The organism is Rhodococcus huquni, assembly GCF_055231055.1.
The window spans coordinates 409,663-426,637 of sequence record NZ_JBUYWE010000001.1 but is presented as its reverse complement, the minus strand read 5'-3'; the positions used below and the strand labels follow the sequence as shown (position 1 = coordinate 426,637).

19 protein-coding genes are annotated in these 16,975 nt (G+C 66.1%); 2 read left to right on the top strand and 17 right to left on the bottom strand.

Features of this window, described 5'->3' with window-relative positions:
- Positions 1-8: 8 nt before the first annotated feature.
- The 6 genes from ACZI8R_RS02055 to rpe form a co-directional block, all read right to left on the bottom strand.
- Positions 9-479 carry a PH domain-containing protein gene (locus tag ACZI8R_RS02055; protein WP_463377881.1) on the bottom strand — a complete coding sequence of 157 codons (471 nt, stop codon included), beginning with the start codon at positions 477-479 and terminating at the stop codon, positions 9-11.
- Complete coding sequence (gene ribH / locus ACZI8R_RS02050) at positions 476-973, bottom strand: 6,7-dimethyl-8-ribityllumazine synthase (RefSeq protein WP_463377880.1); 498 nt, start codon at positions 971-973, stop codon at positions 476-478. Before ribH ends, ACZI8R_RS02055 begins: the two co-directional genes overlap by 4 nt.
- On the bottom strand, positions 970-2,223 hold the full coding sequence (locus ACZI8R_RS02045; protein WP_463378198.1) for a bifunctional 3,4-dihydroxy-2-butanone-4-phosphate synthase/GTP cyclohydrolase II: 1,254 nt from the start codon (positions 2,221-2,223) through the stop codon (positions 970-972). The genes ribH and ACZI8R_RS02045 overlap by 4 nt, the downstream gene beginning before the upstream one ends.
- An 81-nt stretch (positions 2,224-2,304) precedes the next feature.
- A complete protein-coding gene (locus ACZI8R_RS02040; protein ID WP_463377879.1) occupies positions 2,305-2,913 on the bottom strand; it encodes a riboflavin synthase in 609 nt (202 codons plus the stop codon).
- A 35-nt stretch (positions 2,914-2,948) separates the two neighbouring features.
- Positions 2,949-3,977 (bottom strand): bifunctional diaminohydroxyphosphoribosylaminopyrimidine deaminase/5-amino-6-(5-phosphoribosylamino)uracil reductase RibD, encoded by a 1,029-nt coding sequence (gene ribD, locus ACZI8R_RS02035; RefSeq protein WP_463377878.1) that lies wholly within the window; start codon positions 3,975-3,977, stop codon positions 2,949-2,951.
- Between the two features lie 7 nt (positions 3,978-3,984).
- Complete coding sequence (gene rpe, locus ACZI8R_RS02030; RefSeq protein ID WP_463377877.1) at positions 3,985-4,668, bottom strand: ribulose-phosphate 3-epimerase; 684 nt, start codon at positions 4,666-4,668, stop codon at positions 3,985-3,987.
- Between the two features lie 59 nt (positions 4,669-4,727).
- Between rpe and ACZI8R_RS02025 the strand changes: the two genes are divergently transcribed.
- Positions 4,728-5,081 (top strand): MmcQ/YjbR family DNA-binding protein, encoded by a 354-nt coding sequence (locus ACZI8R_RS02025; RefSeq protein ID WP_463377876.1) that lies wholly within the window; start codon positions 4,728-4,730, stop codon positions 5,079-5,081.
- A gap of 1 nt (position 5,082) precedes the next feature.
- Here ACZI8R_RS02025 and ACZI8R_RS02020 read toward each other — a convergent pair whose 3' ends face one another.
- The 3 genes from ACZI8R_RS02020 to fmt form a co-directional block, all read right to left on the bottom strand.
- Complete coding sequence (locus ACZI8R_RS02020) at positions 5,083-5,940, bottom strand: mycofactocin-coupled SDR family oxidoreductase (RefSeq protein ID WP_463377875.1); 858 nt, start codon at positions 5,938-5,940, stop codon at positions 5,083-5,085.
- An 88-nt stretch (positions 5,941-6,028) separates the two neighbouring features.
- Positions 6,029-7,510 (bottom strand): RsmB/NOP family class I SAM-dependent RNA methyltransferase, encoded by a 1,482-nt coding sequence (locus ACZI8R_RS02015; RefSeq protein ID WP_463377874.1) that lies wholly within the window; start codon positions 7,508-7,510, stop codon positions 6,029-6,031.
- Positions 7,507-8,430, bottom strand: coding sequence for a methionyl-tRNA formyltransferase (gene fmt / locus ACZI8R_RS02010; RefSeq protein WP_463377873.1), 924 nt, complete (start codon positions 8,428-8,430; stop codon positions 7,507-7,509). The genes ACZI8R_RS02015 and fmt overlap by 4 nt, the downstream gene beginning before the upstream one ends.
- A 262-nt stretch (positions 8,431-8,692) precedes the next feature.
- Here fmt and ACZI8R_RS02005 point away from each other — a divergent pair, with 262 nt between their 5' ends.
- Complete coding sequence (locus ACZI8R_RS02005) at positions 8,693-8,899, top strand: hypothetical protein (protein ID WP_463377872.1); 207 nt, start codon at positions 8,693-8,695, stop codon at positions 8,897-8,899.
- A gap of 58 nt (positions 8,900-8,957) precedes the next feature.
- On the opposite strand, the gene ACZI8R_RS02000 is transcribed toward ACZI8R_RS02005, so the two are convergent.
- From ACZI8R_RS02000 to mihF, 8 genes are all read right to left on the bottom strand, one after another.
- Positions 8,958-9,947, bottom strand: coding sequence for an esterase/lipase family protein (locus ACZI8R_RS02000; protein ID WP_463377871.1), 990 nt, complete (start codon positions 9,945-9,947; stop codon positions 8,958-8,960).
- A 154-nt stretch (positions 9,948-10,101) separates the two neighbouring features.
- Positions 10,102-10,779: a PadR family transcriptional regulator gene (locus tag ACZI8R_RS01995; RefSeq protein ID WP_463377870.1), complete on the bottom strand. Its 678-nt coding sequence runs from the start codon at positions 10,777-10,779 to the stop codon at positions 10,102-10,104.
- 104 nt (positions 10,780-10,883) lie between these two features.
- A complete protein-coding gene (locus ACZI8R_RS01990) occupies positions 10,884-12,905 on the bottom strand; it encodes a primosomal protein N' (protein ID WP_463377869.1) in 2,022 nt (673 codons plus the stop codon).
- A gap of 28 nt (positions 12,906-12,933) precedes the next feature.
- Positions 12,934-14,148 (bottom strand): methionine adenosyltransferase, encoded by a 1,215-nt coding sequence (gene metK, locus ACZI8R_RS01985; RefSeq protein ID WP_463378197.1) that lies wholly within the window; start codon positions 14,146-14,148, stop codon positions 12,934-12,936.
- 154 nt (positions 14,149-14,302) lie between these two features.
- Positions 14,303-15,595, bottom strand: a complete 1,293-nt coding sequence (coaBC, locus tag ACZI8R_RS01980) for a bifunctional phosphopantothenoylcysteine decarboxylase/phosphopantothenate--cysteine ligase CoaBC (protein WP_463377868.1) — start codon at positions 15,593-15,595, stop codon at positions 14,303-14,305.
- 14 nt (positions 15,596-15,609) lie between these two features.
- The gene (gene rpoZ / locus ACZI8R_RS01975) at positions 15,610-15,912 is read right to left on the bottom strand and encodes a DNA-directed RNA polymerase subunit omega (RefSeq protein WP_463377867.1); all 303 of its coding nucleotides are present in this window, start codon (positions 15,910-15,912) and stop codon (positions 15,610-15,612) included.
- A 92-nt stretch (positions 15,913-16,004) separates the two neighbouring features.
- Positions 16,005-16,607, bottom strand: coding sequence for a guanylate kinase (gene gmk, locus ACZI8R_RS01970; RefSeq protein ID WP_463377866.1), 603 nt, complete (start codon positions 16,605-16,607; stop codon positions 16,005-16,007).
- Positions 16,608-16,615: 8 nt separating this feature from the next.
- On the bottom strand, positions 16,616-16,936 hold the full coding sequence (gene mihF, locus ACZI8R_RS01965) for an integration host factor, actinobacterial type (RefSeq protein WP_378576471.1): 321 nt from the start codon (positions 16,934-16,936) through the stop codon (positions 16,616-16,618).
- Between the last annotated feature and the right edge of the window lie 39 nt (positions 16,937-16,975).

Here is a 16,975-nt window from a genome sequence, read left to right as displayed (position 1 = left end):
AACCGATCTCAGGACGACGTCTGTTCCGCCTCCACGGCACGGAAGCGACGCACCGCGTCGACGGCGTACCCACGATCGTTCGCCTGTATGGCCATCACAGGGATGTATTCGTCGTCGGGAAGTTCGATTCGGGCCCAGGCCGCACCGTCGGGAAAGGAGAGACCCTGGGCGAGATCCCAGTCGACGATCTTCTCGCCCAGTACGTTTCGGACGGCGATGCCCTGAGGCCCTACGCGCAGGCGGGGCCGTGTGAGCAGCAGTACGCCGGCAGCCAGGATGCATCCGAGCCCGGCCATCGCGAGCTGATCGGACCGTTGGAAGAACACCCCTGTCTGCTCGGTACGCAGCAGGATGCCCAACGTCACATGGATCACCACCAACAGTACGGCGACTGCTATCGCGGCATTTCTCGACTTGCGTGGACGAGCGATCAGCTCCCACGGACCGTCGGCGGCCCCGTCGTTGTCGTCGCGCGTCACCGGAACGACTCTTCCGTCCACGGCTGACGCAGGTGCTTCAAGGTCACTGCTGCGTCGAGGGCGGCCGCACACGCCTCGGCACCCTTGTCTTCTTTGGAATCGACGAGGCCCGCGCGATCGAGAGCCTGCTGCTCTGTGTCGGTCGTCAGAACGCCGTTGCCGACCGGGGTGCTCTCGTCGAGCGAGACCCGGGTGAGGCCGGCGGTGACCGCGTCGCACACGTACTCGAAATGCGGCGTTCCACCGCGAATGACGACCCCGAGTGCGACCACTGCATCGTGGGACCGCGCCAGCGTCTGCGCGACCACCGGCAACTCGATGGCACCGGCGACCCTCACGAAGGTCACCTCTTCGATCCCGGCTTCCGCGGCGACCCGGTGGGCGCCCGCGACAAGTGCGTCCGAGATGTCGGTGTGCCAACGACCGGCGACGATCGCCAGCTTGAGGTCCTTCGCATCGGTGACGGCAAGCTGTGGGACTCCCTCACCACTCACCGCACTTCACCGGCCTCGTATTCGTCGAGCCCGATCAGGTCGTGCCCCATCCGGTCGCGCTTCGTGCGCAGGTACGTCAGGTTCTCCGCGTTCGCCCTCAAGGGCATCGATACCCGTTCGGTGATGTGCAGTCCGTAGCCGTCGAGACCGACCCGCTTCGCCGGGTTGTTGGTCAGGAGCCGCATCGACGAGATTCCGAGGTCGACGAGGATCTGGGCTCCGATGCCGTAGTCACGGGCGTCGGCCGGGAGGCCGAGTTCGAGGTTGGCGTCGACGGTGTCGGAGCCTGCGTCCTGTAGCTGGTAGGCCTGCAATTTGTGCATCAACCCGATGCCGCGTCCCTCGTGACCGCGCATGTAGAGCACGACCCCGCGACCTTCCTGCGCCACCATGTCGAGCGCCGCATCGAGTTGCGGTCCGCAGTCGCAGCGCAGCGAACCGAACACGTCGCCGGTCAGGCACTCCGAGTGCACGCGCACCAGGACGTCGCTGCCGTCGCCGTCGGTCCCCGGGATGTCGCCACGAACCAGAGCCACATGCTCCACATCGTCGTAGATGCTCCGGTATCCGACGGCCGTGAACTCGCCGTGCCTGGTGGGAATTCTGGCTTGGGCGATGCGCTCGACGTGCTTCTCGTGCTTACGACGCCACGCGATCAGATCGGCAATGGAGATGAGGGCCAGATCGTGATCGTCGGCGAACACGCGCAGCTCGTCCGTCTGCGCCATCGCGCCTTCGTCCTTCTGACTGACGATCTCGCAGATGACTCCGGCGGGACGCAGATCTGCCATCCGCGCAAGGTCGACGGCGGCCTCGGTATGTCCTGGACGACGGAGCACTCCGCCTTCCTTCGCACGCAGCGGGACGACGTGGCCGGGCCGGGTGAAGTCCTGGGCACCGGTCGACGGGTCGGCCAGCAGCTTCATCGTGGCGGCCCGATCGGACGCCGAAATACCGGTTCCGATGCCCTCGCGCGCATCGACGGTCACGGTGTACGCGGTTCCGTGCTTGTCCTGATTGGTCGCGTACATCGGCGGCAATCCGAGACGGTCGCAATCCGCACCGTCGAGCGGAACACACAGGTAGCCCGAGGTGTATCGGACCATGAACGCCACGAGTTCCGGCGTTGCCATCTCGGCCGCGAAGATGAGGTCGCCCTCGTTCTCGCGATCCTCGTCGTCCACGACGACGACCGCCTTGCCTGCGGCGATATCGGCGACTGCGCGCTCGATGCTGTCGAACCTGGTCACGTGCTCGGTCTCCAAAGTCTTCACTAGAGCATCTACGAATACATGCGGACGCATCCCAGGGATGCAACCCAACAGTACGACCTAGCCGGAGGCGGCATTCAGTCGCTCCACGTACTTCGCGATCACGTCGACCTCCAGATTCACCGGAGAGCCCACTTCGGCACCACCGAGTGTCGTCATCTCGAGCGTGGTGGGAATCAGCGAGATCTCGAAATACTCGGCTCCCTTCTCGCCGCCCAACGCAGACACCGTCAGCGATACTCCGTCGACGGTGATCGACCCCTTCTCGACGACGTACCGAGAGACGGTGTCGGGCAGACCGATTCGAACCACTTCCCAGTTCTCGGACGGACTGCGGCTGACGACGTGACCGGTTCCGTCGACATGCCCCTGTACGAGGTGACCACCGAGCCGGCTCCCCAGGGCCGCCGCACGCTCGAGATTCACTCGGCTACCGGCATCGATACCCGCGAGGCTCGACCGGTCGAGAGTCTCTTTCATCACATCGGCGGTGAAAGAACCGTCGGCGAGCACGTCCACGACGGTCAGGCAGACCCCGTTGACGGCGATCGAATCACCGTGGGACGCGTCGGAGGTCACCAACGGACCACGAACCGTGAAGCGCGCGGCATCGACCAACTCTTCCTTGGCGACTACCTCACCCAGTTCTTCGACAATTCCAGTGAACACGTTCGGCTACTCCCTAGTTCTGATCCCGAATCAAGCTAGTTCTCGTCCCGTATCAAGCTCAACATGATGTCGGGCCCGATAGATTCCACCGATTCGCGCGTGAACACGCGAGCGTCCGCAATCGTCTGCACACCTGCGTCGCCCACGGCGGGTACGCCCGCACCGAGAATCTTCGGCGCGACGAACGCCTGGATGCGGTCGACGCCATCGGCCGCGAGAAAGGCGCCGGCCAGCTTCGGGCCGCCTTCGACCAGCACATCGGTGAGATCTACGAGCGTGTCGATGACCTCACGGACATCTCTCGTTCGCAGGTGCAGAGTGGGAGCCACGTCGTCGAGAATGCGCGAACCTGCCGGAATGTCGCGGGTACCGACGACCACGCGCAACGGTTGTCTGGCCGCGAGAGATCCGTCCGGCATCCGCGCCGTGAGCCACGGATCGTCGGCGATCACCGTTCCGGTGCCCACCACGATGGCATCGAGTTTCGCGCGGTCCTCGTGCACCCGGGCCCGGGCGGCAGGTCCGCTGATCCATCGACTCGTTCCGTCCGCAGCCGCACTTCGCCCGTCGAGGGTCGCGGCGTACTTCCAGGTGATGTGGGGGCGACCGGTGCGCTGCCTGTGCAACCACGCTCGCAACGCTCCCCTGGAAGCTGCGTCGGCGCCGATGCCGGCCGTGACCTGGACCCCTGCGTCCTCCAGAGTGGCGGCGCCCCCCGCTGCGGTCGGGTTGGGGTCCGCGACCGCGTAGTGGACCACTTTCACACCGGCGTCCACCAGCGCGCGGGCGCACGGTCCCGTTCGGCCTTGATGGTTGCACGGCTCCAGCGTCACCACGGCAGTTCCACCACGGGCAGCATCACCGGCCTGTCGGAGCGCGACGATCTCCGCATGCGGGCCACCCGGCGGTTGCGTCATGCCGACGCCGGCGATCGTGCCGTCCGTCGCCAGGATCACAGCTCCCACGGGAGGATTCGGCGTGCTGAACCCACGGGCCGACTCGGCGGCCTCGATCGCGATCGCCATCGACGCCTCGATGTCGGCGCGACTGTTGGTGTGGGCCACGAATCTGTCAGATCGCCAGCGTCAGGTGCGGTGACGACTTCGCTGCCTGCCGGCGCAGGGAGCGGACGGCCTCTGCGGGATCCTCCGTACCGTAGACAGCCGATCCGGCGACGAAGCAGTCGATTCCGGCCTCTGCTGCTTGCTCGACCGTGTTCGTGTTGATGCCGCCGTCGATCTCCACGAGGAGGGTCAATTCACCGGAATCGACGAGTTTGCGGACGGCGCGTGCTTTGTCGAGCACCTCGGCCATGAACGACTGACCACCGAATCCAGGCTCGACGCTCATGACGAGAAGTGTGTCGAAGTCCTTCAGGATTTCGAGATAGGGCTCGATGGGGGTACCCGGCTTCACGCTGAGACCGGCCTTTGCGCCCGCCGCCCGAATATCACGGGCGACCGCACGCGGGTCGTCGGTCGCCTCGGCGTGGATCGTCACGTTGTGGGCGCCGGCCTCGGCGTACGGCGGCGCCCAGCGGCCGGGATTCTCGATCATCAGGTGGCAGTCGAGTGGAATGTCGGTGGCCTTCAGCAGGCTCTCCACCACCGGTAGACCCAGGGTGAGGTTCGGTACGAAGTGTGCGTCCATGACGTCCACGTGTAGCCAGTCGGATCCCGCGACGGCGGCGGCCTCGTCGGCCAGGCGCGCAAAATCGGCGGACAGAATGGACGGTGCGATCATCGGATGTGCCACGCGGGGAAGTTTAGTCGGTTGGACCTACACGTTCGGCGACCCACCGCGATAATGGAGGGATGTCGACGTGGAAACAGGTCGTGGCGGTCGCCGGGAGGTTTCCGGAGGTCGAAGAGAGCACGTCCTACCGAACTCCTGCACTGAAGGTGCGCGGCAAGACGTTCGCGCGCCTGCGCACCGAATCGGACGATGGACTGGTGTTGATGTGCGCCCTCGACGAGAAGCAGGCACTCCTCGCCGAGGGCGCACCGTTCTACACCACGCCCCACTACGACGGTTACGGCGCAATCCTCGTGAATCTCGAACAGGCCGACGAGCGTCGGCTCGCCGAACTCGTGGAGGACGCCTGGCGTGCGAAGGCGCCCGCGCGACTCGTCGCACTCCTCGACGACGAGCCGCGATCGCATCCGTAGATCAGACTCCCAGTTTCAATCCTGCACCGGCGTCGATCCGAAGCTGCTGGCCCGTCACGAACCGTGACTCGTCCGAGGCGAGGAAGACGACGGCGTGCGAGACGTCCGACGGCTCGACCCACGGGGTCGGCATGGACTGCATGAACGGGAAGGTGACCTTTGCGTCCTCGGCCGTGGGGTTCGGCAGATCGGGACGGAACGTGCGGTACATCGGGGCGCTCTGCAGCATGTCCGTGTTGCAGTTGGTCGGGTGAACGGCGTTGACCCGGATCGACTTGGGCCCCAAGGTCAGGGCAAGTGAGTTCGTGTAGGTCCAGATCATCTTCTTGGCGAGCCCGTAGCCGTCGCCGCCCGGACCCTGCAGCGCCTGCTGCCCGTTGAGCCCCGTTTGGGGAACGAGTCCCGCGACCGAACCGGTGGCGATGATCGACGCACCTTCGTCGAGGTGCGGAATCGCCACGTGGATCGTGTTGATCACGCCCATGAAGTCGACGTCGAACGCGTCGACGAATCCTTCGACGGGAACCTCGGGACCGAGCGGCGCGATTCCTGCATTCGCGACCACGACGTCGAGTTTGCCCAACTCCGCCACTGCCGAATCCAGTGCGGCCTTCAGCGCGGCCCGGTCGCGAACGTCGACCTTCGCGGTGACGATTCGCTGACCGGACTTCTCGACCAGCTTCTTCGTCTCCTCGAGATCCGCTTCCGTCGCGAGCGGATACTCGTTGGACGCGATGTTCTCGCACAGATCGAACGCAATGATGTCAGCGCCCTCGTCCGCGAGGTGCACTGCGTGACTACGCCCCTGTCCGCGGGCAGCTCCGGTGATGAGGACGACCTTGCCGGCAACGCGATTCATCGAAATCCTCCAGTCGGTGTGATGCATGACGAGACTGGAAGTAGAACACGTTTTAGCATTTTCTGGAACACGTTCCAGAAATGACGGACTACTCGATCGGCTTCCGCAGCGCTGCGAGGAACATCGCATCGGTGCCGTGCCGATGCGGCCACAGCTGCACGCCCGGCCCCGAGCCGAGGTTCGGCACGTTCGGCAGCAGACTCGGTGTGTCCAGCTGCTCCATCCCGTACCGGCGAACCGCGTCCGCGACAACCGTCACGGTCTCGGACAGATGGGGTGAACACGTCGAATAGAGCACGACACCGCCGGGGCGCACCAGTTCGATCGCGGCCGCCAGCAGTTCCCGCTGCAGCTTCGCGAGACCGGCGACGTCCGACGGCTGTCGGCGCCACCGCGCTTCCGGTCGACGCCGAAGTGCGCCGAGGCCGGTGCACGGCGCATCGACCAGAATCCGGTCGTAGCCGGGATCGAGACCGGACTCACGCCCGTCCGCCACCCGCACGTCCACCGGAAGTTCACGGGTCGTCTTACGGACGAGTTCGGCGCGATGTTCCACCGGTTCCACCGCATCGAGTCGTCCACCCTCGATTCCGGCGAGCGCACCGAGGAGGGCCGCTTTACCGCCCGGCCCGGCACACAGATCAAGCCAGCGACCAGTATCGGGGCCTTCGACCGGAGCCTCGGCGAGCGTACGGGCGACGAGCTGGCTACCTTCGTCCTGCACGCCCGCCAGCCCTTCACGCACGGCGTCCAGCAGGCCGGGGTCACCGCCGTCGAGATACACGGCGTACGGCGAATACCGGCCGATCTCTCCCCCGGTGACGAGCGCGAGCTCCTCGGCCGAGATCTCCCCTGGACGGGCGACCAGATGAACTGCCGGCCGCGCATCGTCGGCGACCAGTGCGTCCTCTAGCTCCCCCGCATCCGCACCGAGCGCGTCGGCGAAGGCCTGCGCGATCCAGGTGGGATGTGCGTGCTCGAAAGCGATCCGTCCCACCGGGTCGGCGGGAGCCAGTTGATCGACCCACTCCTTCTGGGATTTCTCCGACACCCGTCGCAGAACGGCGTTCACGAATCCCGACTTTCCCGGCCCGGCTTCCGCCCGAGCCAGATCGACCGAGGTGGCCACTGCGGCATGGGGTGCGACTCGGGTCCGCAGCAACTGATAGGCGCCGAGGCGTAGAACATCGAGCAGTTCGCCGTCGACCTCCGCAATCGGTCGGCCTGCGCATTCCGTGATCACCGCGTCGAGCAACCCCTGGGCACGCGAGGCCCCGTAGGCGAGTTCCGTGGCCAGCGCCGCATCACGCCCGTCGAGGCGACGCTCGCGAAGCAGCCCCGGCAGTACGAGGTTCGCGTACGCATCGCGTTCGCGAACCGCCCGCAGAACATCGCGCGCGGCCAGGCGTGGCTGATCCAGGCCGGCCTGCGAAGCGTCGGGACGCCCGGGTTGCTTCGGCCGGTCGTTCCGAGCGCGGTTACCGCGCGATCCTCTGTTGCCGCGGGACGTCTTGTCGTCCCGCGCCCCGGAACCGCGGCCCGGCCTCGACGGTCGTCTGGATTCGCTCACTGTGCTCGTACCTCCGCGTCGAGTCGTGCGCCGCGTGCCCAATCGAGCGCAGCCATTTCCTTCTTGCCTTGCGGCTGTACTCGATCGAGTCGTACCGCGTTCGTGGCCGTGCCCACCAACATGCCGGCCTTCGACACCGCTATCCGTCCTGGCTCGAGTCGATCCTCCGCAAAGGTCACCGGCCCGATCTTCACCCGCAGATCGCCGATCGTCGTCCACGCACCCGGCGCCGGTGTGACCGACCGAATGTGACGATCGATCGCCGCGCCGGACAGATCCCACCGTATGCGCGCAGCATCCACGGTCACCTTGGGTGCGTACGACACTCCGTCCGACGACTGCGGAACAGCCGACAGTGCCCCTTCCTCGATGCCGTCCAGTACGGAGTCGAGAAGAATCGCGCCACCGGTGGCCAAGCGAGCCAACAGCTCCCCCGACGTGTCGGTGTCGCGGATCCGTTCCGTCACGACTCCGTACACCGGTCCGGTGTCCAAACCGGCCTCGAGGCGAAAGGCGCTCGCACCCGTCATGTCGTCGCCGGCGCCGATCGCAGCCTGAACCGGTGCCGCCCCACGCCAGGCGGGTAGCAGCGAGAAGTGCAGGTTCACCCAGCCGTGGACGGGAATCTCGAGAACGTTCTCGGGCAGCAGTGCGCCGTATGCGACGACGGGAGCACAGTCCGGCGCCAATGCACTCAGGCGGTCGACGAATTCGGGGTCCGACGGACGATTCGGGGTGAGTACCTCGATGCCGTGGGAGTCGGCGAGGGCGCCGATCGGTGACCGCACCACTTTGCGGCCGCGTCCCGCCGCTGCGTCCGGCCTCGTCACCACGGCGACGACGTCGTGCCTGGTCGACCCGATCAGACGCTCGAGGGAGGGTACTGCCGCGTCCGGGGTACCGGCGAAGACTATGCGCACTCGGACCACCCCATCGCGGCAACGGCGAACGCGGGCACATGCTCCGACACCAAGAAGACTCCCTCGACAGATCGGCGCCGGACTGCCCGGCGCGAGGACCAGTCTAAGGACTCGGCGTCTACGAGAACATTCGGCAAACGACGGGCGTCCACCGGCGCGCCTTCCGCAACACCCGCCTCGCGGCGTGTCGACTGTTGCACGGCCCGTTATCGACGCTTACGGTCGGGCCGGTACCCGAAACCCCGAGGTTTGGAGACAACACATGGCAGGAATCGAGAACAAGTTCGACAAGGCGTACGAGACCAAGCCGATCGAGGAACTGGTGAACGCACCGGTCGAGGCCCTGCAGGGTGTCAGCGATTCGGACGCCGAGCACCTGAAGGCAGCGTTCAACATCAAGACCGTCAAGGATCTGGGCACCAACAAGTTCTTCCTGTGGGCGCAGGCGGTGGCGAAGCTCGCCGAGTAGACACACCGGCAACAAGCACACCGTGAGGGCGGCAGGACACTCGAGTGTCCTGCCGCCCTCACGAATTGCTGTCGATGATCACCTGCGGAATGTCCGCGCCGAGCGGCACGAAAGCGCATTGCGCCTTCGGCTTCGCCTTCGCGTCGAGAGCGGTCCGCACCAGATCCAGAGTGAACGGATCGTAGGGGGCCCGGAAGTGGCCGGACGCGTTCTGTGGACAGACGTCCTGTACGAGTACGTTCGTCGCGTCCGGATTCCGTAGCGCCTGGTTCGTGTACGGCTGGATCATCTCGTCGTAACGCGAGCCGATGGTGGTGTACGCAACGCCCGGCACGGTGTCGTCCGGACTGTTCAGCTCGTTCAGAAACGGCGAACCTTGCAATTGCTCCAACACCGCGACCGAGGTGGCCTTCACGACGACGCCGTCTCCGCCCGGCAGGGCGTGGAGCGCCGGCCCCAGGCCGTACATGGTGCCGCCGTAAGTCGGCGAAGCCAGCCCGACCCACTCCCGCACATGGGCCGATCCGCCCAGCTTGTTCACGTAGTACCGCGAGACGTTCGCGCCCTGCGAATACCCGACCACATCGACGTGTGACGCCCCGGTCGCGCGGCGGACTTCGTCGACGAATCCGCCGAACTGGTGTGCGCTCGTGACGAGATCGCCAGTGCCGAAGGATTCCTCACCCGATCGATCGCTCGGATCGCCGCCGTAATCGAGAGCGAAGACGCAGTAGCCGTCTTCCACCAACATCGGCGACAACTTCGCCCAGTCCCGGTATGCACTCGAATCGGTGCCGTGAGCCAGCACGACCGGATCAGGGTGCTCAGGAGACGGTGTGCATCCGAAGTCGTTGGCACCGCTCGGTGAGTTTCCCGGATGCGATTCCGCATACGCGACCGCTGCACTCCGAGTCTCCTGAACCGGTCCTTGCACCGTCTGGGCGGGCTGCGAATTCGCGACTGCGACATGACCTCCGCAGGCGATCGTCACGCCGACACAGATACATGCCAGCCGACTCGGCGACTTCGTCTTTCGGCACCGTTCCATGCACACCACTTCCTCTCCGATCCGTACCGGCGGACTCTTCGAGCCTGCCCTCCGTCGGGAGTGAAAGATGGCGCGCCACGATCACGTTTGCGTAGCGGAACCACGTCCATTCGATATCGACGATGCTCGGTGTGAGCACCCTGCGATCGCGCCGCTATCTCTCGGCGTCGCCCGACTGCCCCTCGGCATCGGACGTGTCCGCGCCTGTGGAGTCGGGCTCCTCGGCCAGGATGCGGTACAACGATCGACGTGCCTCTGCGAGAACGTCGGCAGCGCGACGATTCTGCTCGTCGTCCCCGACTGCTGCCACCTGTCCTGCAGCACCCATCAGCAAACCGATGAGACTGCGGAGGTCCTGAGCCGACCGGCCCACCGTGTCCCGGACATCGTCCCAGGGAGATCCCAGGTCGTCACGGTTCGTCTCCACATAGGTGGTTCCCTCTTCGGTCAGGCGTGCGGTCTTGCGTCCCTTCACCTTCTCGATGACTACCAGCCCCTCGTCTTCCAACTGGGCGAGAGCGGGGTAGATCGAACCAGGACTTGGCTTCCACACCCCTTCGCTGCGCCCGACGATCTGCTGGATCAGTTCGTAGCCATGCATCGGACTCTCTCCGAGCAGAAGGAGGATTGCCGCGCGGACGTCGCCGCGCCGACCTCTTCCGCCCCGGCCACGGCCTCGACCGAAGTGGCCTCCGGGACCGTGCATGCCGTCGTCGAAACCGAAGCGTTCTCGCCGCGGTCCGCGGCGATACGGCCCTTCGCTGTTCGTGAACCGGGGGTGTCCGGCTCCTTGACCCTGTCGCGGACCTCTGCCGCGTTCGAATCCTTCCATGTCACTCTCCTTGATTGACGTATTGGTGATGCATCAACGATATATCGCCAATTCGGATACGACAAGGCGCCCGACCTCCACGCAGTCCTGACCCCGCTGCCGTCCTAGCCGATGCGCGATGGATCGATCTGAATGCGCACTGGCTGCGACGAACGCCGTGCACTCCGCGCTGCTCGAGCAGCCGAGAGCGCTCTCGCCACTTCGCGTCCCTGTGTGCGCGGAACGCGCACCAGCATCCGCAGCACCTCTTCGGGTTCAGCACTGTCCTCGGCAAACGGCAGCCTGGCACCGACCGGCAGGTCCACCGGGCCGAGCACTTCGGCCCCGGGCGGGAGGTCGGCCGCAGCCACCAACTCACCGATCGCCTCGGAACTGCCGTCGATCGCGGCCAGATGCACCATCGGAGGAAACCCCACCTCTGCGCGTTCCTCGACTTGAGAACGCGCATGCCCCACCGGATCCCACCGGACCAACGCCTGAACTGTGGGGATTCCCGAGTCGGCGACAACAACGACCTGACCGCCGGAGTCGAACGGCACCACAAGCGCCGCAGCAGTCATCCATCGGCGCATCGTCTCCTCCGCCGCCCGCAGATCGGCGCGGCCGAGGAGCGCCCAACCGTCGAGAAGCAGCGCCGCGCCGTATCCCCCGTGCGCGGGCGGCTCTGCCCCCACAGTCGCCACGACAAGCGCCGGGCCCGCAGGCACCTCCGACAGAACATCTTGTCCCCCCGACGTTCGCACCGTCACACCCGCGAACGCACGCCCCAATTCTTCGGCCGTCCGGCCCGCGCCCACCACCACAGCACGCAGCTTTCGAGTGCCGCAGGCGTGACACCTGTGCGCCGGGTCCGAGATCCCGCACCATTTGCACGCAGGCGTGACGGCACCGTCCGCACCGGCGGCGGCCGGAAGAGCGAGCGGCCCGTTGCAACGGCGACAACGCGCCGGCGCGCGGCACTTCCCGCACGCCAGGCTGGGCACATAGCCCCGACGTGGAACTTGAACCAACACCGGCATGCCGGCCTTCAGCGCCTCACGTGCGGCAGCGAACGCAATGGCGGGCAGGCGCGCCGCACGAGCACCGGGATCGCGCGCCAGTGCCTGATCGCTGTCGGCGAGGGCGGTGATCTTCGGCGAACAGGATCGAATCGTCTCGCGTGTGGCGACCAGGTCGTGCGCCCATCCCGAATCGACGAGGGCTTGTGCCTCCGCAGTCCTCGAGTGGCCGGCGAGCACCAGCGCACATCCCGAGCCGTGTGCACGCAGGAGGGCGACCTCGCGCGCGTGGGGATACGGGGCGCGCGGCTCGGCCAGATTGTCGTCGCCGTCGTCCCACAGCGCGATCAGACCGATGTTCGGCGTAGGGGCGAAGACAGCGGCTCGCGTTCCCACGACGACCTTCGCGGTACCTCTCAGTGCGGCGAGCCATCTCCGATACCGGGCAGCAGGCCCCAGTCCTGCCGACAGGCCGACTACACGGTCACCACCGACAGCCGCCGAGCATGCCTCGACCAACCGATCGAGATCACGCTGATCCGGGACGACCAGAACCGCGCTGCGGCCGCCTGCCGCAGTCACGGCCGCCAGTTCGGCGAGGCGCCGCGGCCAATCCTCACCGGGCAGAGCCTGCCACGCCGCTCGCGGCATCCGCCCGTCTGCCAGCGCGTCGACGAATGCGCCGCCGTGGACGTACCGATTCCACCCCGCGACGTCCACCTCGCCGGTGACCTCCGGCGAGCCCCCATCCGACGTCTTCTCCGACTCCGCTCGCGCGTGCCGCGGTGGGATCGCGAGACGCAACACGTCGGCACGAGTGCCGGCGTAGCGGTCCGCAACCGCATCCACGAGCTTCGCGATCTCGGGTGTGAGGACAACTTCGGCAGACACGACCCGCTCTATCCAGCCGAACTTGCCTTGGTGGTCACTGCTCGCGGCTCGCGAAACCACGAACCCATCCACGAGACGACCAGCGAACCGCACCCGGACGCGGGCGCCGGGCTGCGCCTCCTCGCCCGACTCCTCCGGAACTAGGTAGTCGAACTCACGGTCGAGGTGAGCCAGGGGAAGCATCGGCAGAACCCGCGCGACGGGATTCTCCGCCGCTGCTGTTCTCTCCTTGGCCACGTTGGTGCGGGCTACGGACTTCTCCGATCTAGAGGCCGGCGGCAGCTCGGAGCTTCTCCGCGCGATCGGTGTTCTCCCAGGGAAGGTCGATGTCCGTGCGACCGAAATGCCCGTACGCGGAAGTCTGCGCATAGATCGGGCGAAGCAGGTCCAGGTCCCGAATGATCGCGCCCGGACGGAGGTCGAACGTGTCCGAGATGGCTTGCTGAATGCGCGCCGTATCGGTGTGTTCGGTCCCGAAGGTCTCGACGAACAGACCCACCGGTGCGGCCTTGCCGATCGCGTACGCGACCTGCACCTCGATGCGGTCCGCAAGCCCGGCGGCGACAGCATTCTTGGCAACCCAACGCATGGCGTATGCGGCCGACCGGTCGACCTTGGAGGGGTCCTTGCCGGAGAAGGCGCCGCCGCCGTGCCGAGCCATACCGCCATAGGTGTCGACGATGATCTTGCGGCCCGTCAAACCGGCGTCGCCCATCGGACCACCGAGCACGAACTTGCCGGTCGGATTGACCAGAAGGCGCACCTCGGACGTGTCCAGATCCGGAAGGTTCAGCTCGCCGAGCACGTGGCCCAGCACCTTCTCGCGAAGGTCGGGGGTGAGCAGATTGTCGAGATCGATATCGGCAGCGTGCTGGGTGGAGATGACCACTGTGTCCAGCCGGACCGGCTTGTCACCGTCGTACTCGATGGTGACCTGGGTCTTGCCGTCCGGACGCAGGTAAGGCAGCACACCCGACTTACGGACTTCGGTGAGCCGGCGCGACAACCGATGCGCGAGCGCGATCGGCAGCGGCATCAGTTCGGGGGTGTCCTTGTTCGCGTAACCGAACATCAGGCCCTGGTCGCCGGCGCCTTGACGCTCCACCTCGTCGTCGCTCAGCTCGCCGGTACGCACCTCGTGCGAGTGATCGACGCCCTGGGCGATCTCCGGCGACTGTGCGCCGATCGCGACGTTGACGCCACACGAGTTTCCGTCGAAGCCCTTCGCCGACGAGTCGTATCCGATCTCGAGGACGGTGTCGCGCACGATCTTCGGGATGTCTGCCCACGCGGTGGTGGTGACCTCACCGGCAACGTGAACCTGGCCGGTGGTGACCATGGTCTCGACCGCCACGCGGGCACGGGGGTCGTCGGCAAGAAGCGCATCGAGAATCGAGTCGCTGATCGCGTCACAGATCTTGTCCGGGTGACCTTCCGTCACGGACTCACTGGTGAATAGCCGACTACCGGACTTGCTCACAGACATACCCTCTCGACGACGTGTTCTTGTAGGAACGGTCAGTGGCGGAAAGTGATTCCCACCCTCGTGACTCAGCTTAGTCACGACGCATCGCGGACGACCTTAGCGCCCGCATCCGACCGGGGACAGACTTACTTTCAGCTGAGATCGTGGGTTATCGACCTGCTGCGAGCAGCGGCGTCAACGAATCGAGCACTCGACTCGCCATCAGAGCCTTCGACCCGTGTTCGAGGGCGGATTCGGATCCGTCCGCGCCCAGCAACCACCCGTCGTTGTGATCGACCTCGAAAGCCTTGCCCTCCCCCACTGCGTTCACGACCAGAAGGTCGCAGCCCTTTCGGCGCAGTTTCGCGCGCGCATAAGACAGGACGTCGCCGTCAGCATCGCCGGTTTCCGCGGCGAACCCCACGATGACGGTGGATGCGTCGATGTCGCCGGACGCCCGTGACTGGACCAACCCCGCGAGGATGTCCTCGTTCCGAGTGAGCGCGATGGCATTCGGTTCGTCCGCGCCCTTCTTGATCTTGCTGGCCACTACCGTCGTGGGCCTGAAGTCCGCGACGGCGGCCGCCATGATCACCGCGTCACACGCCGACGCCTGCTTGTCGACCGCTACGCGCATGTCTTCTGCCGTCTTGACGTCCACCACATCGACTGCGGCGGGCGCATCGAGGCCTGCGGTGTATCCAGCGACAAGAGTGACGTGGGCGCCGCGCTGAGCCGCGAGACGCGCGATCGCGTACCCCTGTTTGCCGGAGCTGCGGTTTCCGAGGAAACGCACCGGGTCGAGGGGCTCGCGAGTGCCGCCGGCAGACACGACGATCCGCATCCCGACGAGGTCACGAGGTAGTGCGTCGGCACGTTCGAGCAGCAACGATGCCAAACCGACGATCTCTTCCGGCTCCGGAAGGCGTCCTGCGCCGGTGTCCTTGCCGGTCAATCGGCCGGATGCGGGTTCGATGACGGTGACACCGCGCTCGCGCAGAGTGGCGACGTTGGCAACGGTTGCGGAGTGTTCCCACATCTCGGTGTGCATTGCCGGGGCGAACACGACCGGGCACCGCGCCGTGAGCAGAGTCGCGGTCAGCAGGTCGTCGGCACGTCCGGTGGCGGCACGCGCCATCAGGTCCGCCGTTGCGGGTGCGATGACGACAAGGTCGGCTTCCTGCCCGAGGCGAACATGCGGGACCTGGGGCACGTCGGCGAACACGCCGGTCTGCACCGGATTTCCGGAGAGTGCCTCGAACGTCGCGCGGCCGACGAATTCGAGCGCGGACTCGGTGGGGATCACCCGGACGTGATGGCCGCTCTCGGTGAAACTCCGGATGATCGCGCAACTCTTGTAGGCCGCGATTCCGCCGCCGACACCGACGATGATCCGTTTACGAACCGACGGCGTCGACCCACGCACCGGGGTATCGAACGAATCGGATGCATGCTCGGGCATCGCGACTCCTCCGCTCACTCGCCTTCGGTGTGCTCGAGCAGGTCGGAGTGGATCTCGCGGAGTGCGATCGAGAGGGGCTTCTCCTGCAGACCCGGCTCCACCAAGGGGCCGACGTACTCGAGGATGCCGTCACCGAGCTGGTTGTAGTAGTCGTTGATCTGGCGAGCTCGCTTCGCCGAGTAGATCACCAGCGCGTACTTCGAGGAGGTCCGGTCGAGGAGCTCGTCGATGGGCGGGTTGGTGATGCCGAGCGGGGTGTCGTATGCAGGCAGGCCGTGGGCCTCGGCTGCGGACGCTGCTGCGGGGGTGCTGCTCACTCGGTATCTCCTGAATTGGATCTAGGTTCGGGTTGTTCGACCTGCGACGATTCGCGATTCGACAGGAACGAACAGTGCTTACTGGGCGGCGGTCACAGCCGTCCGACCAACAAGGATACCAACTCGTCGCACGAACGGCTGACATCCTCGTTCACAACCACCTGGTCGAACTCGTCTCGAGCCGCCAATTCGACGCGTGCGGTCTCGAGCCGACGCTCGACGACCTCGGGCGGCTCGGTGCCTCGGCCGGTCAGTCGGTCGACGAGAACGTCCCAGCTCGGCGGTGCCATGAAGACCAGCACCGCTTCCGGCATCGCCGCCCGCACCGCGCGCGCGCCCGCCAGATCGACCTCCACCAGCACCGGCCTACCGGCTCCGAGAGCTTCCTCGACCGGCTCGGCCGGCGTTCCGGACCGCTGCAGGCCGCCGTGGATCTCGGCCCACTCGAGCAGGTCTCCGTCGTCGATCATCTGCTGGAACTCCGCACCGGAGATGAATCTGTAGTCGACGCCGTCGACCTCACCGGGGCGGGGTGCCCGCGTCGTCGCGGACACACTGAACATCAATTCCGGAAGCCGCTCACGCAGCATCCGCACCACACTCGACTTACCGACAGCCGAGGGGCCGGCCAGAACAACCAGCCGACCCCTCCGCACTGCGGTCTTGCGCTCTGACACTTGTGCGTCAGCCACCACTGTCGTACTCAGGCCTCGAAATCGAACCTGGCGAGCAGAGCCTTGCGCTGCCGATCACCGAGGCCACGAAGGCGACGGGTCGGAGCGATCTCCAGCTCGGTCATGATCTCCTGCGCCTTGACCTTGCCCACCTTGGGCAGGGCCTCGAGCAGCGCCGACACCTTCATCTTGCCGAGGATCTCGTCCTTCTCGGCGTCGGCCAGAACCTGCTTCAGGTCCGTGCCGCCGCGCTTGAGGCGATCTTTGAGCTCAGCCCTGGCACGACGGGCAGCAGCCGCCTTCTCCAAAGCAGCGGCGCGCTGCTCATCAGTCAACTGGGGAAGGGCCACGGTTCCTCCGTCTCATCGTTGGCAAACAGTCCAAACCAC